Here is a 13,599-nt window from a genome sequence, read left to right as displayed (position 1 = left end):
CGCTGGCTTTGGCCGCCAAGTAAGTATCAAGTCCCGCATCGGCGGTTGCCGGTGCGGGCAGTTTTTGAGGGCAGCCCCGGCCGTTTCGGCGGCCGGGGCCGCTGTCAAAGACCGCAGGCGCGCTCAGCGCGCGACGAAGGCGGGCAGGGAGCTCGTACCGGCATGGAGTCGCCCTCGTCGCCAGCGGGAACGCTTAATCGGATCGCCCGTCGGTCCGGCCTGCGCAGATGGTGCTGCCCGATCTGGAATGTTCGATGTGTTCTGGAAAGGCCAACACCCGGGACCCCGGCGTCCCCGACGTCATGGACGGCGTCGCCCAGGACCGCAAGCGGCAGGAGCCGTGAGCGGAGTTCATTTGGAGGAGTGCAATGGCTCTCAATCTGTCTCAGAAGCAAGAAGTAGTCGCCGAACTGGCAGAAGTTGCCGCGAAGGCCCACTCCCTGGTCGCTGCCGAGTATGCGGGCACCACGGTCGAACAGATGACCGCGATGCGCAAGAAGGCCCGCGAATCCGGCGTGTACTTGAGGGTTGTCAAGAACACGCTGGCGTCGCGCGCCATGGCCGGTACCGAATTCGAGGTCGTCAAGGACGCCCTGGTCGGTCCGTTGCTGTACGCATTCTCGACGGAAGAACCCGGCGCAGCCGGGCGTCTGATCAAGGAATTCGCCAAGGGCAACGACAAGCTGAAGGCGAAGCTCGTCTCGGTCGAAGGCAAGCTGCTGCCGGCTTCGCACGTCGACGTGCTGGCCTCGCTGCCGACCCGCGAACAGGCGCTGACCATGCTGGCCCGCGTGCTGGCCGAGCCGGCCACGATGTTCGCCCGTGCCGTCAAGGCTGTCGCCGACAAGCAGGGTGGTGGCGAAACCACCGCCGAAGCGCCGGCCGAAGCCGAGCCCGCCTGAGTTTCGACGTCTACTCAACATATCGAATCCACCCCAGAGGTAAAAACAAATGTCCCTGACCAACGAACAGATCGTTGAAGCCGTCGCCGCGAAGTCGCTGATGGAAGTGATGGACCTGGTGAAGGCCATCGAAGAGAAGTTTGGCGTGTCCGCCGCCGCCCCGGTCGCCGTGGCCGCCGGCCCGGCCGCTGCCGCCCCGGCTGCCGAGGCGCAGACCGAGTTCGACGTGATCCTGAAGACCGCCGGCGCCAAGAAGGTCGACGTGATCAAGGCCGTCCGCGCCATCACCGGCCTGGGCCTGAAGGAAGCCAAGGACCTCACCGAGGCCGGCGGCGTCCTGAAGGAAGCCGTGTCGAAGGAAGATGCCGAGAAGTTCAAGAAGGAACTCGAAGCTGCCGGCGCTACGGTCGAACTGAAGTAATCGGCGCCCTTGCGCGCCGTCAGTTTGATCTTTGCGTCAAGCAAGCCTGGGGGCGCGAGCCCCCGGGCTTTGCCTGCTTAGGCGGGAAAGGGGAATGGAGAATGGGAAATCGCCTGTCGATTCCGCATTCTCGATTCCCAAATCCCGGTGAGGTGTCGAAAACATCTCGCGGCGAGCCAGGGATGGCTCGCCCGCCCATCAAGCGCGATTGCTTGATGGGCGGGGAGCGAGTCCGGACATGTGCCGGACTCGCGGTGTCGGGGAAGGGCAGGAGCCCTTTTCCCGACAAGACAAATTATCCATTCAGCCGGTGTGTGCACCACCGGCGTCACTGCGAACCGAGGCGCTACCGATCATGGCCTACTCGTTTACCGAGAAGAAACGCATCCGCAAGGACTTTGGCAAGCGTCCGCCCGTACTGGGCGTGCCGAACCTGCTGACCATCCAGACTGATTCCTACCGGGAGTTCCTGCAGGAGCACGTCGCGCCGAAGCAGCGTGGCGACAAGGGTTTGCATGCCGCGTTGAAATCGGTGTTCCCGATTACCAGCTACTCGGGCAATGCGGCGCTGGAATACGTCGACTACCGTCTCGGCGAGCCGGCGTTCGACGAACGCGAGTGCCGCAACCGCGGCATGACCTTCGGCGCGCCGCTGCGCGTCACCGTGCGCCTGGTCATCTACGACAAGGACAGCCCGGCGTCCAAGAAGGCCGTGAAGTACGTCAAGGAGCAGGAGGTCTACATGGGCGAGATCCCGCTCATGACCGACACCGGCACCTTCATCATCAACGGCACCGAGCGCGTGATCGTCTCGCAGCTGCACCGTTCGCCGGGCGTGTTCTTCGACCACGACCGCGGCAAGACGCACAGCTCGGGCAAGCTGCTGTTCTCCGCCCGCGTGATCCCCTACCGCGGCTCCTGGCTGGACTTCGAGTTCGACCCGAAGGACGCGCTGTTCACCCGCATCGACCGTCGCCGCAAGCTGCCGGTGACGGTGCTGCTGCGCGCGCTCGGCTACAGCAACGAGGAGATGCTGGCCATCTTCTTCGAGCACAACGTGTTCCACCTGGGCAAGAAGGGCGGCACCACGCTGGAGCTGGTCGCCGAGCGCCTGCGCGGCGAGACGCTGAGCTTCGACCTCGCGATCGGCGGCAAGGTGCTGGTGGAAGCCGGCAAGCGCATCACCGCGCGCCACGTGCGCCAGCTGGCGGCCGAGAACATCACCGCGCTGGAAGTGCCGGACGACTACCCGGTCGGCCGCATCCTGGCGATCGACATCGTCGACCCGAAGACCGGTGAGCTGCTGGCCTCGGCCAACGACGAGATCACCGCCGAGCAGATGGAGGCCTTCCGCAAGGCCGGCATCGAGCGCCTGCCCACGCTCTACGTGAACGATCTCGACCGCGGCGCCTACATCTCGCACACCCTGCGCATCGACAACACCAAGACGCCGCTGGAGGCGCTGGTGGAGATCTATCGCATGATGCGTCCGGGTGAGCCGCCGACCAAGGATGCCGCGCAGAACCTGTTCTTCAACCTGTTCTTCACCTTCGACCGCTACGACCTGTCCTCGGTCGGCCGCATGAAGTTCAACCGCCGCGTCGGCCGCCAGGAGATCGTCGGCCCGGGCGTGCTGTACGACCACAAGTACTTCGGCGAGCGCAAGGAAGACGAGGCGCAGGCGCTGGTGGCCTCGCAGGGCGACAGCTCCGACATCCTCGACGTGCTGAAGGTGCTGATCGACATCAAGAACGGCCACGGCACCGTGGACGACATCGACCACCTGGGCAACCGTCGCGTGCGCTCGGTCGGCGAGATGGCCGAGAACACCTTCCGCATCGGCCTGGTGCGCGTGGAGCGCGCCGTGCGCGAGCGCCTGTCGCTGGCCGAGGCCGACGGCCTCACCCCGCAGGACCTGATCAACGCCAAGCCCGTGGCGGCGGCGGTGAAGGAGTTCTTCGGCTCCTCGCAGCTGTCGCAGTTCATGGACCAGAACAACCCGCTGTCGGAAGTGACGCACAAGCGCCGTGTCTCGGCCCTCGGCCCGGGCGGCCTGACCCGCGAGCGCGCCGGCTTCGAGGTGCGCGACGTACACCCGACCCATTACGGCCGCGTCTGCACCATCGAGACGCCGGAAGGCCCGAACATCGGCCTGATCAACTCGCTGGCCGTTTATGCCCGCACCAATGCCTACGGCTTCCTCGAGACGCCGTACCGCAAGGTCGCCAACGGCAAGGTCACCGACAAGGTCGACTACCTCTCCGCGATCGAGGAGGGCGACCACGTGATCGCCCAGGCGAACTCGCCGCTGGACAAGCATGGCGCGTTCCTCGAGGACTTCGTGTCCTGCCGTTTCCGCGGCGAATCCGAGCTGCGCCCGGCGTCCGAGGTCGACTACATGGACGTCTCGCCGATGCAGACCGTGTCGGTCGCGGCGGCACTGGTGCCGTTCCTGGAACACGACGACGCGAACCGCGCGCTGATGGGCGCGAACATGCAGCGCCAGGCCGTGCCGACCCTGCGTTCGCAGACCCCGCTGGTGGGCACCGGCATCGAGCGTGCCGTGGCGCGCGATTCGGGCGTCATTGTCTCCGCCAAGCGCGGCGGCGTGATCGACCAGGTCGACGCGGCCCGCATCGTGGTGCGCGTCAATGAAGTGGAGGTCGGCGACAACGATGCCGGCGTCGACATCTACACACTGACCAAGTACACCCGCTCCAACCAGAACACCAACCTCAACCAGCGTCCGTTGGTGAACGTGGGCGACGTGGTGGCGAAGGGCGACACGCTGGCCGACGGTTCGTCGACCGACCTGGGCGAGCTCGCGCTCGGCCAGAACATGCTGATCGCGTTCATGCCGTGGAACGGCTACAACTTCGAAGACTCGATCCTGCTCTCCGAGCGCGTCGTGCAGGAAGACCGCTACACCTCGATCCACATCGAGGAGCTGTCGTGCATCGCGCGCGACACCAAGCTGGGCGCCGAGGAAATCACCGCCGACATCCCGAACGTGGGCGAGCAGGCGCTGGCGCGCCTCGACGAGTCCGGCATCGTGTACATCGGTGCGGAAGTGAAGGCCGGCGACATCATGGTCGGCAAGGTCACGCCGAAGGGCGAGAGCCAGCTCACGCCGGAAGAGAAGCTGCTGCGCGCGATCTTCGGCGAGAAGGCGTCCGATGTGAAGGACAGCTCGCTGCGCGTGCCGCCGGGCATGGACGGCACCGTCATCGACGTGCAGGTGTTCACCCGCGACGGCATCGAGAAGGACAAGCGCGCCAAGCAGATCGAGGAAACCGAGGTCAAGCGGATCCGCAAGGACCTGGACGACCAGTTCCGCATCCTCGAAGGCGCGATCTACAGCCGCATGCGCACCCAGCTGGTCGGCAAGTCCGCGACGAGCGGCCCGGGCGGCCTCAAGCGCGGCGCCGAGATCACCGACGCCTACCTCGACGGCCTGAAGAAGGACGACTGGTTCAAGATCAACGTCAAGGACGAGGACGTCAGCGAGTTCCTCGAGCGCGCGGCCGACCAGATCAAGCGCCACAAGGAAGAGTTCGACAAGCGCTTCAAGGAGAAGCAGGGCAAGATCACCCAGGGCGACGACCTCGCGCCGGGCGTGCTGAAGATGGTCAAGGTGTTCCTGGCCGTGAAGCGCCGCATCCAGCCGGGCGACAAGATGGCCGGCCGCCACGGCAACAAGGGCGTGGTCTCCAACGTGGTGCCGGTGGAGGACATGCCGTACTCCGCCGACGGCGTGCCGGTCGACATCGTGCTGAACCCGCTGGGCGTGCCTTCGCGCATGAACATCGGGCAGATCCTGGAAGTGCACCTGGGCTGGGCCGCCAAGGGTCTGGGCAAGAAGATCCAGAAGATGATCGAGGCGCAGGAGAAGGTGGCCGAGATCCGCAAGTTCCTCGACCAGATCTACAACAACCACGTCGCCGGCGCGGTGCAGCACGTCGACCTGAAGTCGCTCACCGACGCCGAGATCCTGGCGCTGGCGAACAACCTGCAGGAAGGCGTGCCGATGGCCACGCCGGTGTTCGACGGCGCCGAGGAGACCGAGATCAAGGCGATGCTGAAGCTGGCCGACCTGCCGGAATCCGGCCAGACCGTGCTGTTCGACGGCCGCACCGGCGAGGCGTTCGATCGCCCGGTCACGGTGGGCTACATGCATTACCTGAAGCTCAACCACCTGGTCGACGACAAGATGCACGCGCGCTCCACCGGTCCGTACTCGCTGGTCACCCAGCAGCCGCTGGGCGGCAAGGCTCAGTTCGGCGGCCAGCGCTTCGGCGAGATGGAAGTGTGGGCGCTGGAAGCCTACGGCGCGGCCTACACCCTGCAGGAAATGCTGACGGTGAAGTCCGACGACGTGCAGGGCCGCAACCAGATGTACAAGAACATTGTCGACGGCAACCACGAGATGTCCGCGGGCATGCCGGAGTCCTTCAACGTGCTGGTGAAGGAAATCCGCTCGCTCGCCATCGACATCGATCTGGAAGAGATCAAGTGATCCGCGCAGTCACCGGAGATTTCGAATGAAAGACCTGCTCAACCTGTTCAACCAGCAGCGCGCGACGCCGGATTTCGACGCGATCAAGATCGCGCTCGCCTCGCCGGAGCTGATCCGCTCGTGGTCCTACGGCGAAGTGAAGAAGCCGGAAACCATCAACTACCGCACCTTCAAGCCGGAGCGTGACGGCCTGTTCTGCGCCGCGATCTTCGGGCCGGTGAAGGACTACGAGTGCCTGTGCGGCAAGTACAAGCGCATGAAGCACCGCGGCGTGGTGTGCGAGAAGTGCGGCACGGAAGTGACGCTGGCCAAGGTGCGTCGTGAGCGCATGGGCCACATCGAGCTGGCCAGCCCGACCGCGCACATCTGGTTCCTCAAGTCGCTGCCTTCGCGCATCGGCCTGATGCTGGATATGACCCTGCGCGACATCGAGCGCATCCTGTACTTCGAGGCCTTCGTGGTGATCGATCCGGGCATGACCGCGCTCGAGCGCGGCCAGCTGCTCAGCGAAGACCAGTACCTGGAAGCCACCGAGGAACACGGTGACGAGTTCGACGCGCGGATGGGCGCCGAGGCGGTGTACCATCTGCTGAAGTCGCTCGACCTGCCGGGCGAAGTCATCCGCCTGAAGGAAGAGATCGGCTCGACCAATTCCGAGACCAAGCTGAAGCGCCTCACCAAGCGCGTGAAGCTGATCGAGGCGTTCCTGGAATCCGGCAACAAGCCGGAGTGGATGGTGCTGACCGTGCTGCCCGTGCTGCCGCCGGACCTGCGTCCGCTGGTGCCGCTGGACGGTGGCCGCTTCGCCACTTCCGACCTGAACGATTTGTATCGCCGCGTCATCAACCGCAACAACCGCCTGAAGCGGCTGCTCGAGCTCAATGCGCCCGACATCATCGTGCGCAACGAGAAGCGCATGCTGCAGGAGTCGGTCGATGCGCTGCTCGACAACGGCCGCCGCGGCCGTGCCATCACCGGCACCAACAAGCGCGCGCTGAAGTCGCTGGCCGACATGATCAAGGGCAAGCAGGGCCGCTTCCGCCAGAACCTGCTCGGCAAGCGCGTGGATTACTCCGGCCGATCGGTGATCGTGGTCGGCCCGACCCTGCGCCTGCACCAGTGCGGTCTGCCCAAGAAGATGGCGCTGGAGCTGTTCAAGCCGTTCATCTTCGCCAAGCTGCAGGCGCGTGGCGAAGCCACCACCATCAAGGCGGCGAAGAAGCTGGTCGAGCGCGAAGAGGCCCAGGTGTGGGACATCCTCGAAGAGGTGATCCGCGAGCATCCGGTGCTGCTGAACCGTGCGCCGACCCTGCATCGCCTCGGTATCCAGGCGTTCGAGCCGAAGCTCATCGAAGGCAAGGCGATCCAGCTGCACCCGCTCGTCTGTACGGCATTCAACGCCGACTTCGACGGCGACCAGATGGCCGTCCATGTGCCGCTGTCGATCGAGGCGCAGCTGGAAGCGCGCACGCTGATGATGTCGTCCAACAACATCCTCAGCCCCGCCAACGGCGAGCCGATCATCGTGCCGACCCAGGACGTGGTGCTGGGTCTGTATTACATGACCCGCGAGCTGATCAACGTCAAGGGCACCGGCATGGTGTTCTCCGGCATTGCCGAGGCACGCCGCGCCTATGACAACCGTGCGGTCGAACTGCACGCCAAGGTCAAGGTGCGCCTGAAGCTGGTGCACATCGCCGAAGACGGCACCCGCACCCATGAGACGAAGATCGTCGACACCACTGTCGGCCGTGCGCTGCTGGCGGAGATCCTGCCGGAAGGCCTGCCGTTCGAGCTGGCCAACACCGAGCTGACCAAGAAGAACATCTCGCGCCTGATCAACTCCAGCTATCGTCTGCTGGGCCTGAAGGAAACCGTGGTGTTCGCCGACAAGCTGATGTACACCGGCTACCGGTTCGCCACGCGCGCGGGCATCTCGATCGGCATCGACGACATGCTGATCCCGAGCGAGAAGAAGACCATCCTCGACGAGGCCGAGAAGGAAGTCGTCGAGATCCAGCAGCAGTACCAGTCGGGCCTGGTCACCGCCGGCGAGCGCTACAACAAGGTGGTCGACATCTGGTCGCGCACCAGCGAGCTGGTGGCCAAGGCGATGATCGACGGCATCGGCACCGAGAAGGTGGTCGATGCCGACGGCAACACGGTCAGCCAGAAGTCGATGAACTCGCTGTACATCATGGCCGATTCCGGCGCGCGCGGTTCCGTGGCGCAGATCCGCCAGCTGGCCGGCATGCGCGGCCTGATGGCGCGTCCGGACGGCTCGATCATCGAGACCCCGATCAAGGCCAACTTCCGCGAAGGCCTGAACGTGCTGCAGTACTTCAACTCGACCCATGGCGCGCGCAAGGGCCTGGCGGACACCGCGCTGAAGACCGCGAACTCCGGCTACCTGACCCGCCGCCTGGTCGACGTGGCGCAGGACGTGGTCATCACCATGGACGACTGCGGCACCGAGGACGGCGTCACCATGCAGCCGATCGTCGAGGGCGGCGACGTGGTCGAGCCGTTGCGCGACCGGGTGCTGGGCCGTGTGGTGGTCGAGGACGTCTATGCCCCCGGCGACGACGACCAGCCGATCGTCACCCGCGACACCCTCCTCAACGAAGCCCTGGTCGAGAAGCTCGACAAGGCCGGCGTGCAGATCATCAAGGTGCGTTCGCCGATCACCTGCGAAGCCGAACACGGCGTGTGCAAGCTGTGCTACGGCCGCGACCTGGCCCGCGGCCACCTGGTCAACATGGGCGAGGCCGTGGGCGTGGTCGCCGCGCAGTCGATCGGCGAGCCGGGCACCCAGCTGACCATGCGCACGTTCCATATCGGCGGCGCGGCTTCGCGTGCGGCGGCGGTGGACAATGTGACGGTGAAGACCACCGGTTCGCTGAAGTTCAACAACCTGAAGTCGGTGCAGCACAAGCAGGGCCACCTGGTGGCGGTGTCGCGTTCGGGCGAACTGAGCGTGATCGACTCCAGCGGCCGCGAGCGCGAGCGCTACAAGGTGCCGTACGGCGCCATCATCGCGGTCAAGGACGGCGCACCGGTCAAGCCGGGCCAGGCCGTGGCGAACTGGGATCCGCACACCCATCCGATCGTCACCGAGGTGGCCGGCGTGGTGCGCTTCATCGACTTCCTCGATGGCGTCACCGTGCAGAGCCAGACCGACGAGCTGACTGGCCTGGAGTCGGCGGTGGTCACCGATCCGAAGCGTCGCGGCGCACAGGCGAAGGACCTGCGTCCGATCGTGCGCCTGGAAGATGCCAAGGGTCGCGAGCTGAAGCTGCCGGGTACCGACATCGCCGCGCAGTACTTCCTGCCGGCCGGCGCGATCGTGTCGATCCAGAACGGTGCCGAAGTGGGCGTGGGCGACGTCATCGCGCGTATCCCGCAGGAAACCTCGAAGACCCGCGATATCACCGGCGGTCTGCCGCGCGTGGCCGACCTGTTCGAGGCGCGCAAGCCGAAGGAGCCGGCGATCCTGGCCGAGCGCTCCGGCATCGTCAGCTTCGGCAAGGACACCAAGGGCAAGCAGCGCCTGATCATCAAGGATGCCGACGGCAACGAGCACGAGGAGCTGATCCCGAAGTGGCGCCAGGTCATCGTGTTCGAGGGCGAGCACGTGGAGAAGGGCGAGACCGTCGTCGACGGCGAGCCGAATCCGCATGACATCCTGCGCCTGCTGGGCGTGGAGCCGCTGGCCACGTACCTGGTCAAGGAGATCCAGGACGTATACCGCCTGCAGGGCGTGAAGATCAACGACAAGCACATCGAGGCGATCATTCGCCAGATGCTGCGCAAGGTCGAGATCACCGAGCCGGGCGAGAGCCACTACCTGCGCGGCGAGCAGGTCGAGCGCGTGCGTATCAATGCCGAGAACGAGCGTGCGGTGGGCAAGGGCGAGCGTGCCGCCGAGTACCAGTCGGTGCTGCTGGGCATCACCAAGGCATCGCTGGCGACCGAGTCGTTCATCTCGGCGGCCTCGTTCCAGGAAACCACCCGCGTCCTCACCGAGGCGGCGGTTCGTGGCACCCGCGACACCTTGCGTGGCCTGAAGGAAAATGTTATTGTCGGCCGTCTTATTCCGGCAGGTACGGGTCTGGCATACCACGCATCGCGTCGTCGCCAGGGCGGTTTGACCGCCACGGAGCTGGAGACCCTTTCCGGTTCCGCGTCTGCGGTTTCGTTCGCCGAGGCTCCGGTCGGAAGTGAAAACGGTGTCGAGTAAGCCCGTTCAGGGCTTCGCTCGCTGACATACGAAATGAGGTGCAGGGACGCACCTCGTGTTCGGGTCCAGGACGGCTGAGCATTGGCTTGCCTATGGCGGGCTGCTCATGTTAAATTCCCGCTTCTTGGCAGACCGAGCTTATTCGGGCTGCCTTTATGTTTTCAGGAACAGCTTCGCATGACGACAGTCAACCAGTTGGTGCGCAAAAACCGCAGCCCCAAGACCTACAAGAGCGGGTCGCCTGCCCTGCAGAGCAGCCCGCAGCGTCGCGGCGTCTGCACGCGCGTTTACACGACCACCCCGAAGAAGCCGAACTCGGCCCTGCGCAAGGTTGCCAAGGTGCGCCTGACCAATGGCTTCGAGGTCATCAGCTATATCGGTGGCGAAGGCCACAACCTGCAGGAGCACTCGGTGGTGCTGATCCGCGGCGGCCGCGTCAAGGATCTGCCCGGTGTGCGTTACCACACGGTACGCGGCAGCCTCGACTGCGCCGGTGTCACCAAGCGTCGCCAATCGCGCTCGAAGTACGGCGCCAAGCGCCCGAAGAAGTAAAGGACTCGAAACATGTCGCGTAAAGGTTCACATCCCGCCCGTCTGGTCCTGCCGGATCCCAAGCATGGCAGCCAGCTGATCGCCCGCTTCATCAACATGGTGATGAAGAGCGGCAAGAAGTCCGTCGCCGAGAGCATCGTTTACGGTGCGCTGCAGCATATCGGCGAGAAGAACGCCGAGCCGGTGGCTCTGGTGGAGAAGGCGCTCAACAACATCGCTCCGGCGGTCGAGGTGAAGTCCCGTCGTGTCGGCGGCGCCACCTACCAGGTGCCGGTCGAAGTGCGTCCGGGTCGCCGCATGGCGCTGGCAATGCGCTGGGTCATCGATGCCGCCCGCAAGCGTGGCGAGACGTCGATGCCGCGCAAGCTGGCGGCCGAGCTGCTGGAGGCTTCCGAGAGCCGTGGCGGCGCTGCCAAGAAGCGTGAAGAGACGCATCGCATGGCGGAAGCCAACAAGGCCTTCTCGCACTACCGCTGGTAATCGGGTTTTGCCTTGCCGCCCATGTTGGCGGCAAGGGACAAACCGGCGGTGCCCGTGACGTCGCTCATGGCGGCAAAGAAGAACCCGGCACCCATGCCGGACTTTTCATAATAGCGGCAGCCAGGACGGCTGCGTGAATCCAGGGCAGGGCCGCCCGGCAAAGGTAAACTCCCATGGCACGCACCACTCCTATCGAGCGCTATCGCAACTTCGGCATCATGGCCCACATCGATGCCGGCAAGACCACGACCACGGAGCGCATCCTGTTCTATACCGGCGTCTCGCACAAGATCGGCGAGGTGCATGACGGTGCGGCCACGATGGACTGGATGGAGCAGGAGCAGGAGCGCGGCATCACCATCACGTCGGCAGCGACGACGGCGTTCTGGAAGGGCATGGATGGCTCGATGGAGCAGCACCGCTTCAACATCATCGATACCCCGGGGCACGTCGACTTCACCATCGAGGTGGAGCGTTCGCTGCGCGTGCTCGATGGCGCCGTGTTCGTGCTGTGCGCGGTCGGCGGCGTGCAGCCGCAGTCCGAGACCGTGTGGCGCCAGGCCAACAAGTACAAGGTGCCGCGCCTGGCCTTCGTCAACAAGATGGACCGCACCGGCGCCAACTTCTACAAAGTCATCGACCAGCTGAAGTCGCGCCTGGGCGCGCATCCGGTGCCGATGCAGGTGCCGATCGGCGCCGAGGACGGTTTCGAGGGCGTGGTCGACCTGCTCAAGATGAAGGCGATCGTCTGGGACATGGAATCCCAGGGCATGAAATTCGAGCTCAAGGACATTCCTGCGAACCTGGCCGACAAGGCTGCGGAAGCACGCGCCTTCATGGTCGAATCCGCCGCCGAGGCCACCGAAGAGTTGATGAACAAGTATCTCGAGGGCGGTGACCTCACCGTGGACGAGATCATCGCCGGTCTGCGCCAGCGCACATTGGCGAACGAGATCATTCCGGTGTTCTGCGGTACCGCGTTCAAGAACAAGGGCGTCCAGGCGATGCTCGACGCGGTGGTGCAGCTGCTGCCGTCGCCAGCCGACCGCCCGCCGGTTGCCGGTGTCGACGAGAACGAGCAGGAGGCCACGCGCAAGGCCGACGACGCTGCGCCGTTCTCCGCGCTTGCGTTCAAGATCATGACCGACCCGTTCGTCGGTTCGCTGACGTTCTTCCGCGTCTACTCGGGCGTGCTCAACGCCGGTGACCAGCTTTACAACCCGGTCAAGTCGAAGAAGGAGCGCATCGGCCGCATCCTGCAGATGCACGCTAACGAGCGTCAGGAGCTGAAGGAAGTCCGCGCGGGCGACATCGCCGCCGCGGTCGGCCTGAAGGACGTGACGACCGGCGACACGCTGTGCGCGCAGGATCACATCATCACCCTGGAGCGGATGACGTTCCCGGAGCCGGTGATCTCGATGGCGGTCGAGCCGAAGACCAAGTCGGACCAGGAGAAGATGGGCATCGCCCTCGGCCGTCTGGCCGCGGAGGACCCGTCCTTCCGCGTGCGCACGGACGAGGAGTCGGGCCAGACCATCATCTCGGGCATGGGCGAACTGCACCTGGACATCATCGTCGACCGCATGCGTCGCGAGTTCAATGTCGAGGCCAACGTCGGCAAGCCGCAGGTGGCCTATCGCGAGACGATCCGCAAGAGCGACGTCAAGTCGGACTACAAGCACGCCAAGCAGTCGGGCGGCAAGGGCCAGTATGGCCACGTCGTGATCGAGCTGTCGCCGATGACGGAAGAGGATCGCAAGAGCCCGGACGTCAAGAACGATTTCCTGTTCATCAACGACATCACCGGTGGCGTGATCCCGAAGGAATTCATCCCGTCGGTCGAGAAGGGCCTGCGCGAGACCATCACCAGCGGTCCGCTGGCCGGCTTCCCGGTGGTCGGTGTCAAGGTGAAACTGGTGTTCGGCTCGTACCACGACGTCGACTCGTCCGAAATGGCGTTCAAGCTGGCTGCCTCGATGGCGTTCAAGGAAGGCTTCAGGAAGGCCGATCCGGTCTTGCTCGAGCCGATCATGAAGGTCGAGGTGGTGACGCCCGAGGAGTACGTCGGCGACGTCATGGGCGACATGAGCCGTCGTCGTGGCCTGCTCCAGGGCCAGGACGACACGCCGTCGGGCAAGACCATCGATGCGATGGTGCCGCTGGGCGAGATGTTCGGCTACGCGACCACGATCCGCTCGCTGACCCAGGGTCGCGCCACCTTCACGATGGAATTCGACCATTACGCCGAGGCGCCGAACAACATCGCCGAGCAGGTCATGAAGAAGGCGTAACTTGTGCGATCTTCCTGATCGCAACGGCAAAGATCAGGAAGCGGCCATCCATGGCCGCACTCTTAAAAGAAGCGGCCATTCGTGGACGTATCATCAAATAAGTTCTCTCAGAGGTTTGAGTCATGGCAAAGGGTAAATTCGAACGCACCAAGCCGCACGTGAACGTCGGCACGATTGGTCACGTGGATCACGGCAAG

General features: G+C 64.7%; 7 protein-coding genes. All 7 read left to right on the top strand.

The features are described from left to right. Positions 1-368: 368 nt before the first annotated feature. Positions 369-902 carry a 50S ribosomal protein L10 gene (gene rplJ / locus RHOFW104R8_RS11935; RefSeq protein WP_068095065.1) on the top strand — a complete coding sequence of 178 codons (534 nt, stop codon included), beginning with the start codon at positions 369-371 and terminating at the stop codon, positions 900-902. 49 nt (positions 903-951) lie between these two features. Continuing rightward, positions 952-1,323 carry a 50S ribosomal protein L7/L12 gene (gene rplL / locus RHOFW104R8_RS11930; RefSeq protein WP_068095068.1) on the top strand — a complete coding sequence of 124 codons (372 nt, stop codon included), beginning with the start codon at positions 952-954 and terminating at the stop codon, positions 1,321-1,323. A gap of 355 nt (positions 1,324-1,678) precedes the next feature. Further along, a complete protein-coding gene (rpoB, locus tag RHOFW104R8_RS11925) occupies positions 1,679-5,839 on the top strand; it encodes a DNA-directed RNA polymerase subunit beta (protein ID WP_068095072.1) in 4,161 nt (1,386 codons plus the stop codon). A gap of 25 nt (positions 5,840-5,864) precedes the next feature. Further along, positions 5,865-10,079, top strand: a complete 4,215-nt coding sequence (rpoC, locus tag RHOFW104R8_RS11920) for a DNA-directed RNA polymerase subunit beta' (protein ID WP_068095074.1) — start codon at positions 5,865-5,867, stop codon at positions 10,077-10,079. A 177-nt stretch (positions 10,080-10,256) separates the two neighbouring features. Beyond that, positions 10,257-10,631 carry a 30S ribosomal protein S12 gene (gene rpsL / locus RHOFW104R8_RS11915; protein ID WP_007083021.1) on the top strand — a complete coding sequence of 125 codons (375 nt, stop codon included), beginning with the start codon at positions 10,257-10,259 and terminating at the stop codon, positions 10,629-10,631. Positions 10,632-10,643: 12 nt separating this feature from the next. Further along, positions 10,644-11,111 carry a 30S ribosomal protein S7 gene (gene rpsG / locus RHOFW104R8_RS11910; RefSeq protein WP_007514548.1) on the top strand — a complete coding sequence of 156 codons (468 nt, stop codon included), beginning with the start codon at positions 10,644-10,646 and terminating at the stop codon, positions 11,109-11,111. 173 nt (positions 11,112-11,284) lie between these two features. Beyond that, positions 11,285-13,402: an elongation factor G gene (fusA, locus tag RHOFW104R8_RS11905; RefSeq protein WP_068095077.1), complete on the top strand. Its 2,118-nt coding sequence runs from the start codon at positions 11,285-11,287 to the stop codon at positions 13,400-13,402. Positions 13,403-13,599: the final 197 nt, after the last annotated feature.

Source organism: Rhodanobacter sp. FW104-R8 (assembly GCF_001617365.1).
Classification (GTDB): Bacteria; Pseudomonadota; Gammaproteobacteria; order Xanthomonadales; family Rhodanobacteraceae; genus Rhodanobacter.
The sequence above is the reverse complement of the archived record's forward strand: the minus strand, read 5'-3'. Positions and strand labels throughout refer to the sequence as shown.

Bases quoted from the DNA above. Each gene is read 5' to 3' on its own strand.
- rplJ (WP_068095065.1), top strand. From the start codon at position 369: ATGGCTCTCAATCTGTCTCAGAAGCAAGAAGTAGTCGCCGAACTGGCA.
- rplL (WP_068095068.1), top strand. From the start codon at position 952: ATGTCCCTGACCAACGAACAGATCGTTGAAGCCGTCGCCGCGAAGTCG.
- rpoB (WP_068095072.1), top strand. From the start codon at position 1,679: ATGGCCTACTCGTTTACCGAGAAGAAACGCATCCGCAAGGACTTTGGC.
- rpoC (WP_068095074.1), top strand. From the start codon at position 5,865: ATGAAAGACCTGCTCAACCTGTTCAACCAGCAGCGCGCGACGCCGGAT.
- rpsL (WP_007083021.1), top strand. From the start codon at position 10,257: ATGACGACAGTCAACCAGTTGGTGCGCAAAAACCGCAGCCCCAAGACC.
- rpsG (WP_007514548.1), top strand. From the start codon at position 10,644: ATGTCGCGTAAAGGTTCACATCCCGCCCGTCTGGTCCTGCCGGATCCC.
- fusA (WP_068095077.1), top strand. From the start codon at position 11,285: ATGGCACGCACCACTCCTATCGAGCGCTATCGCAACTTCGGCATCATG.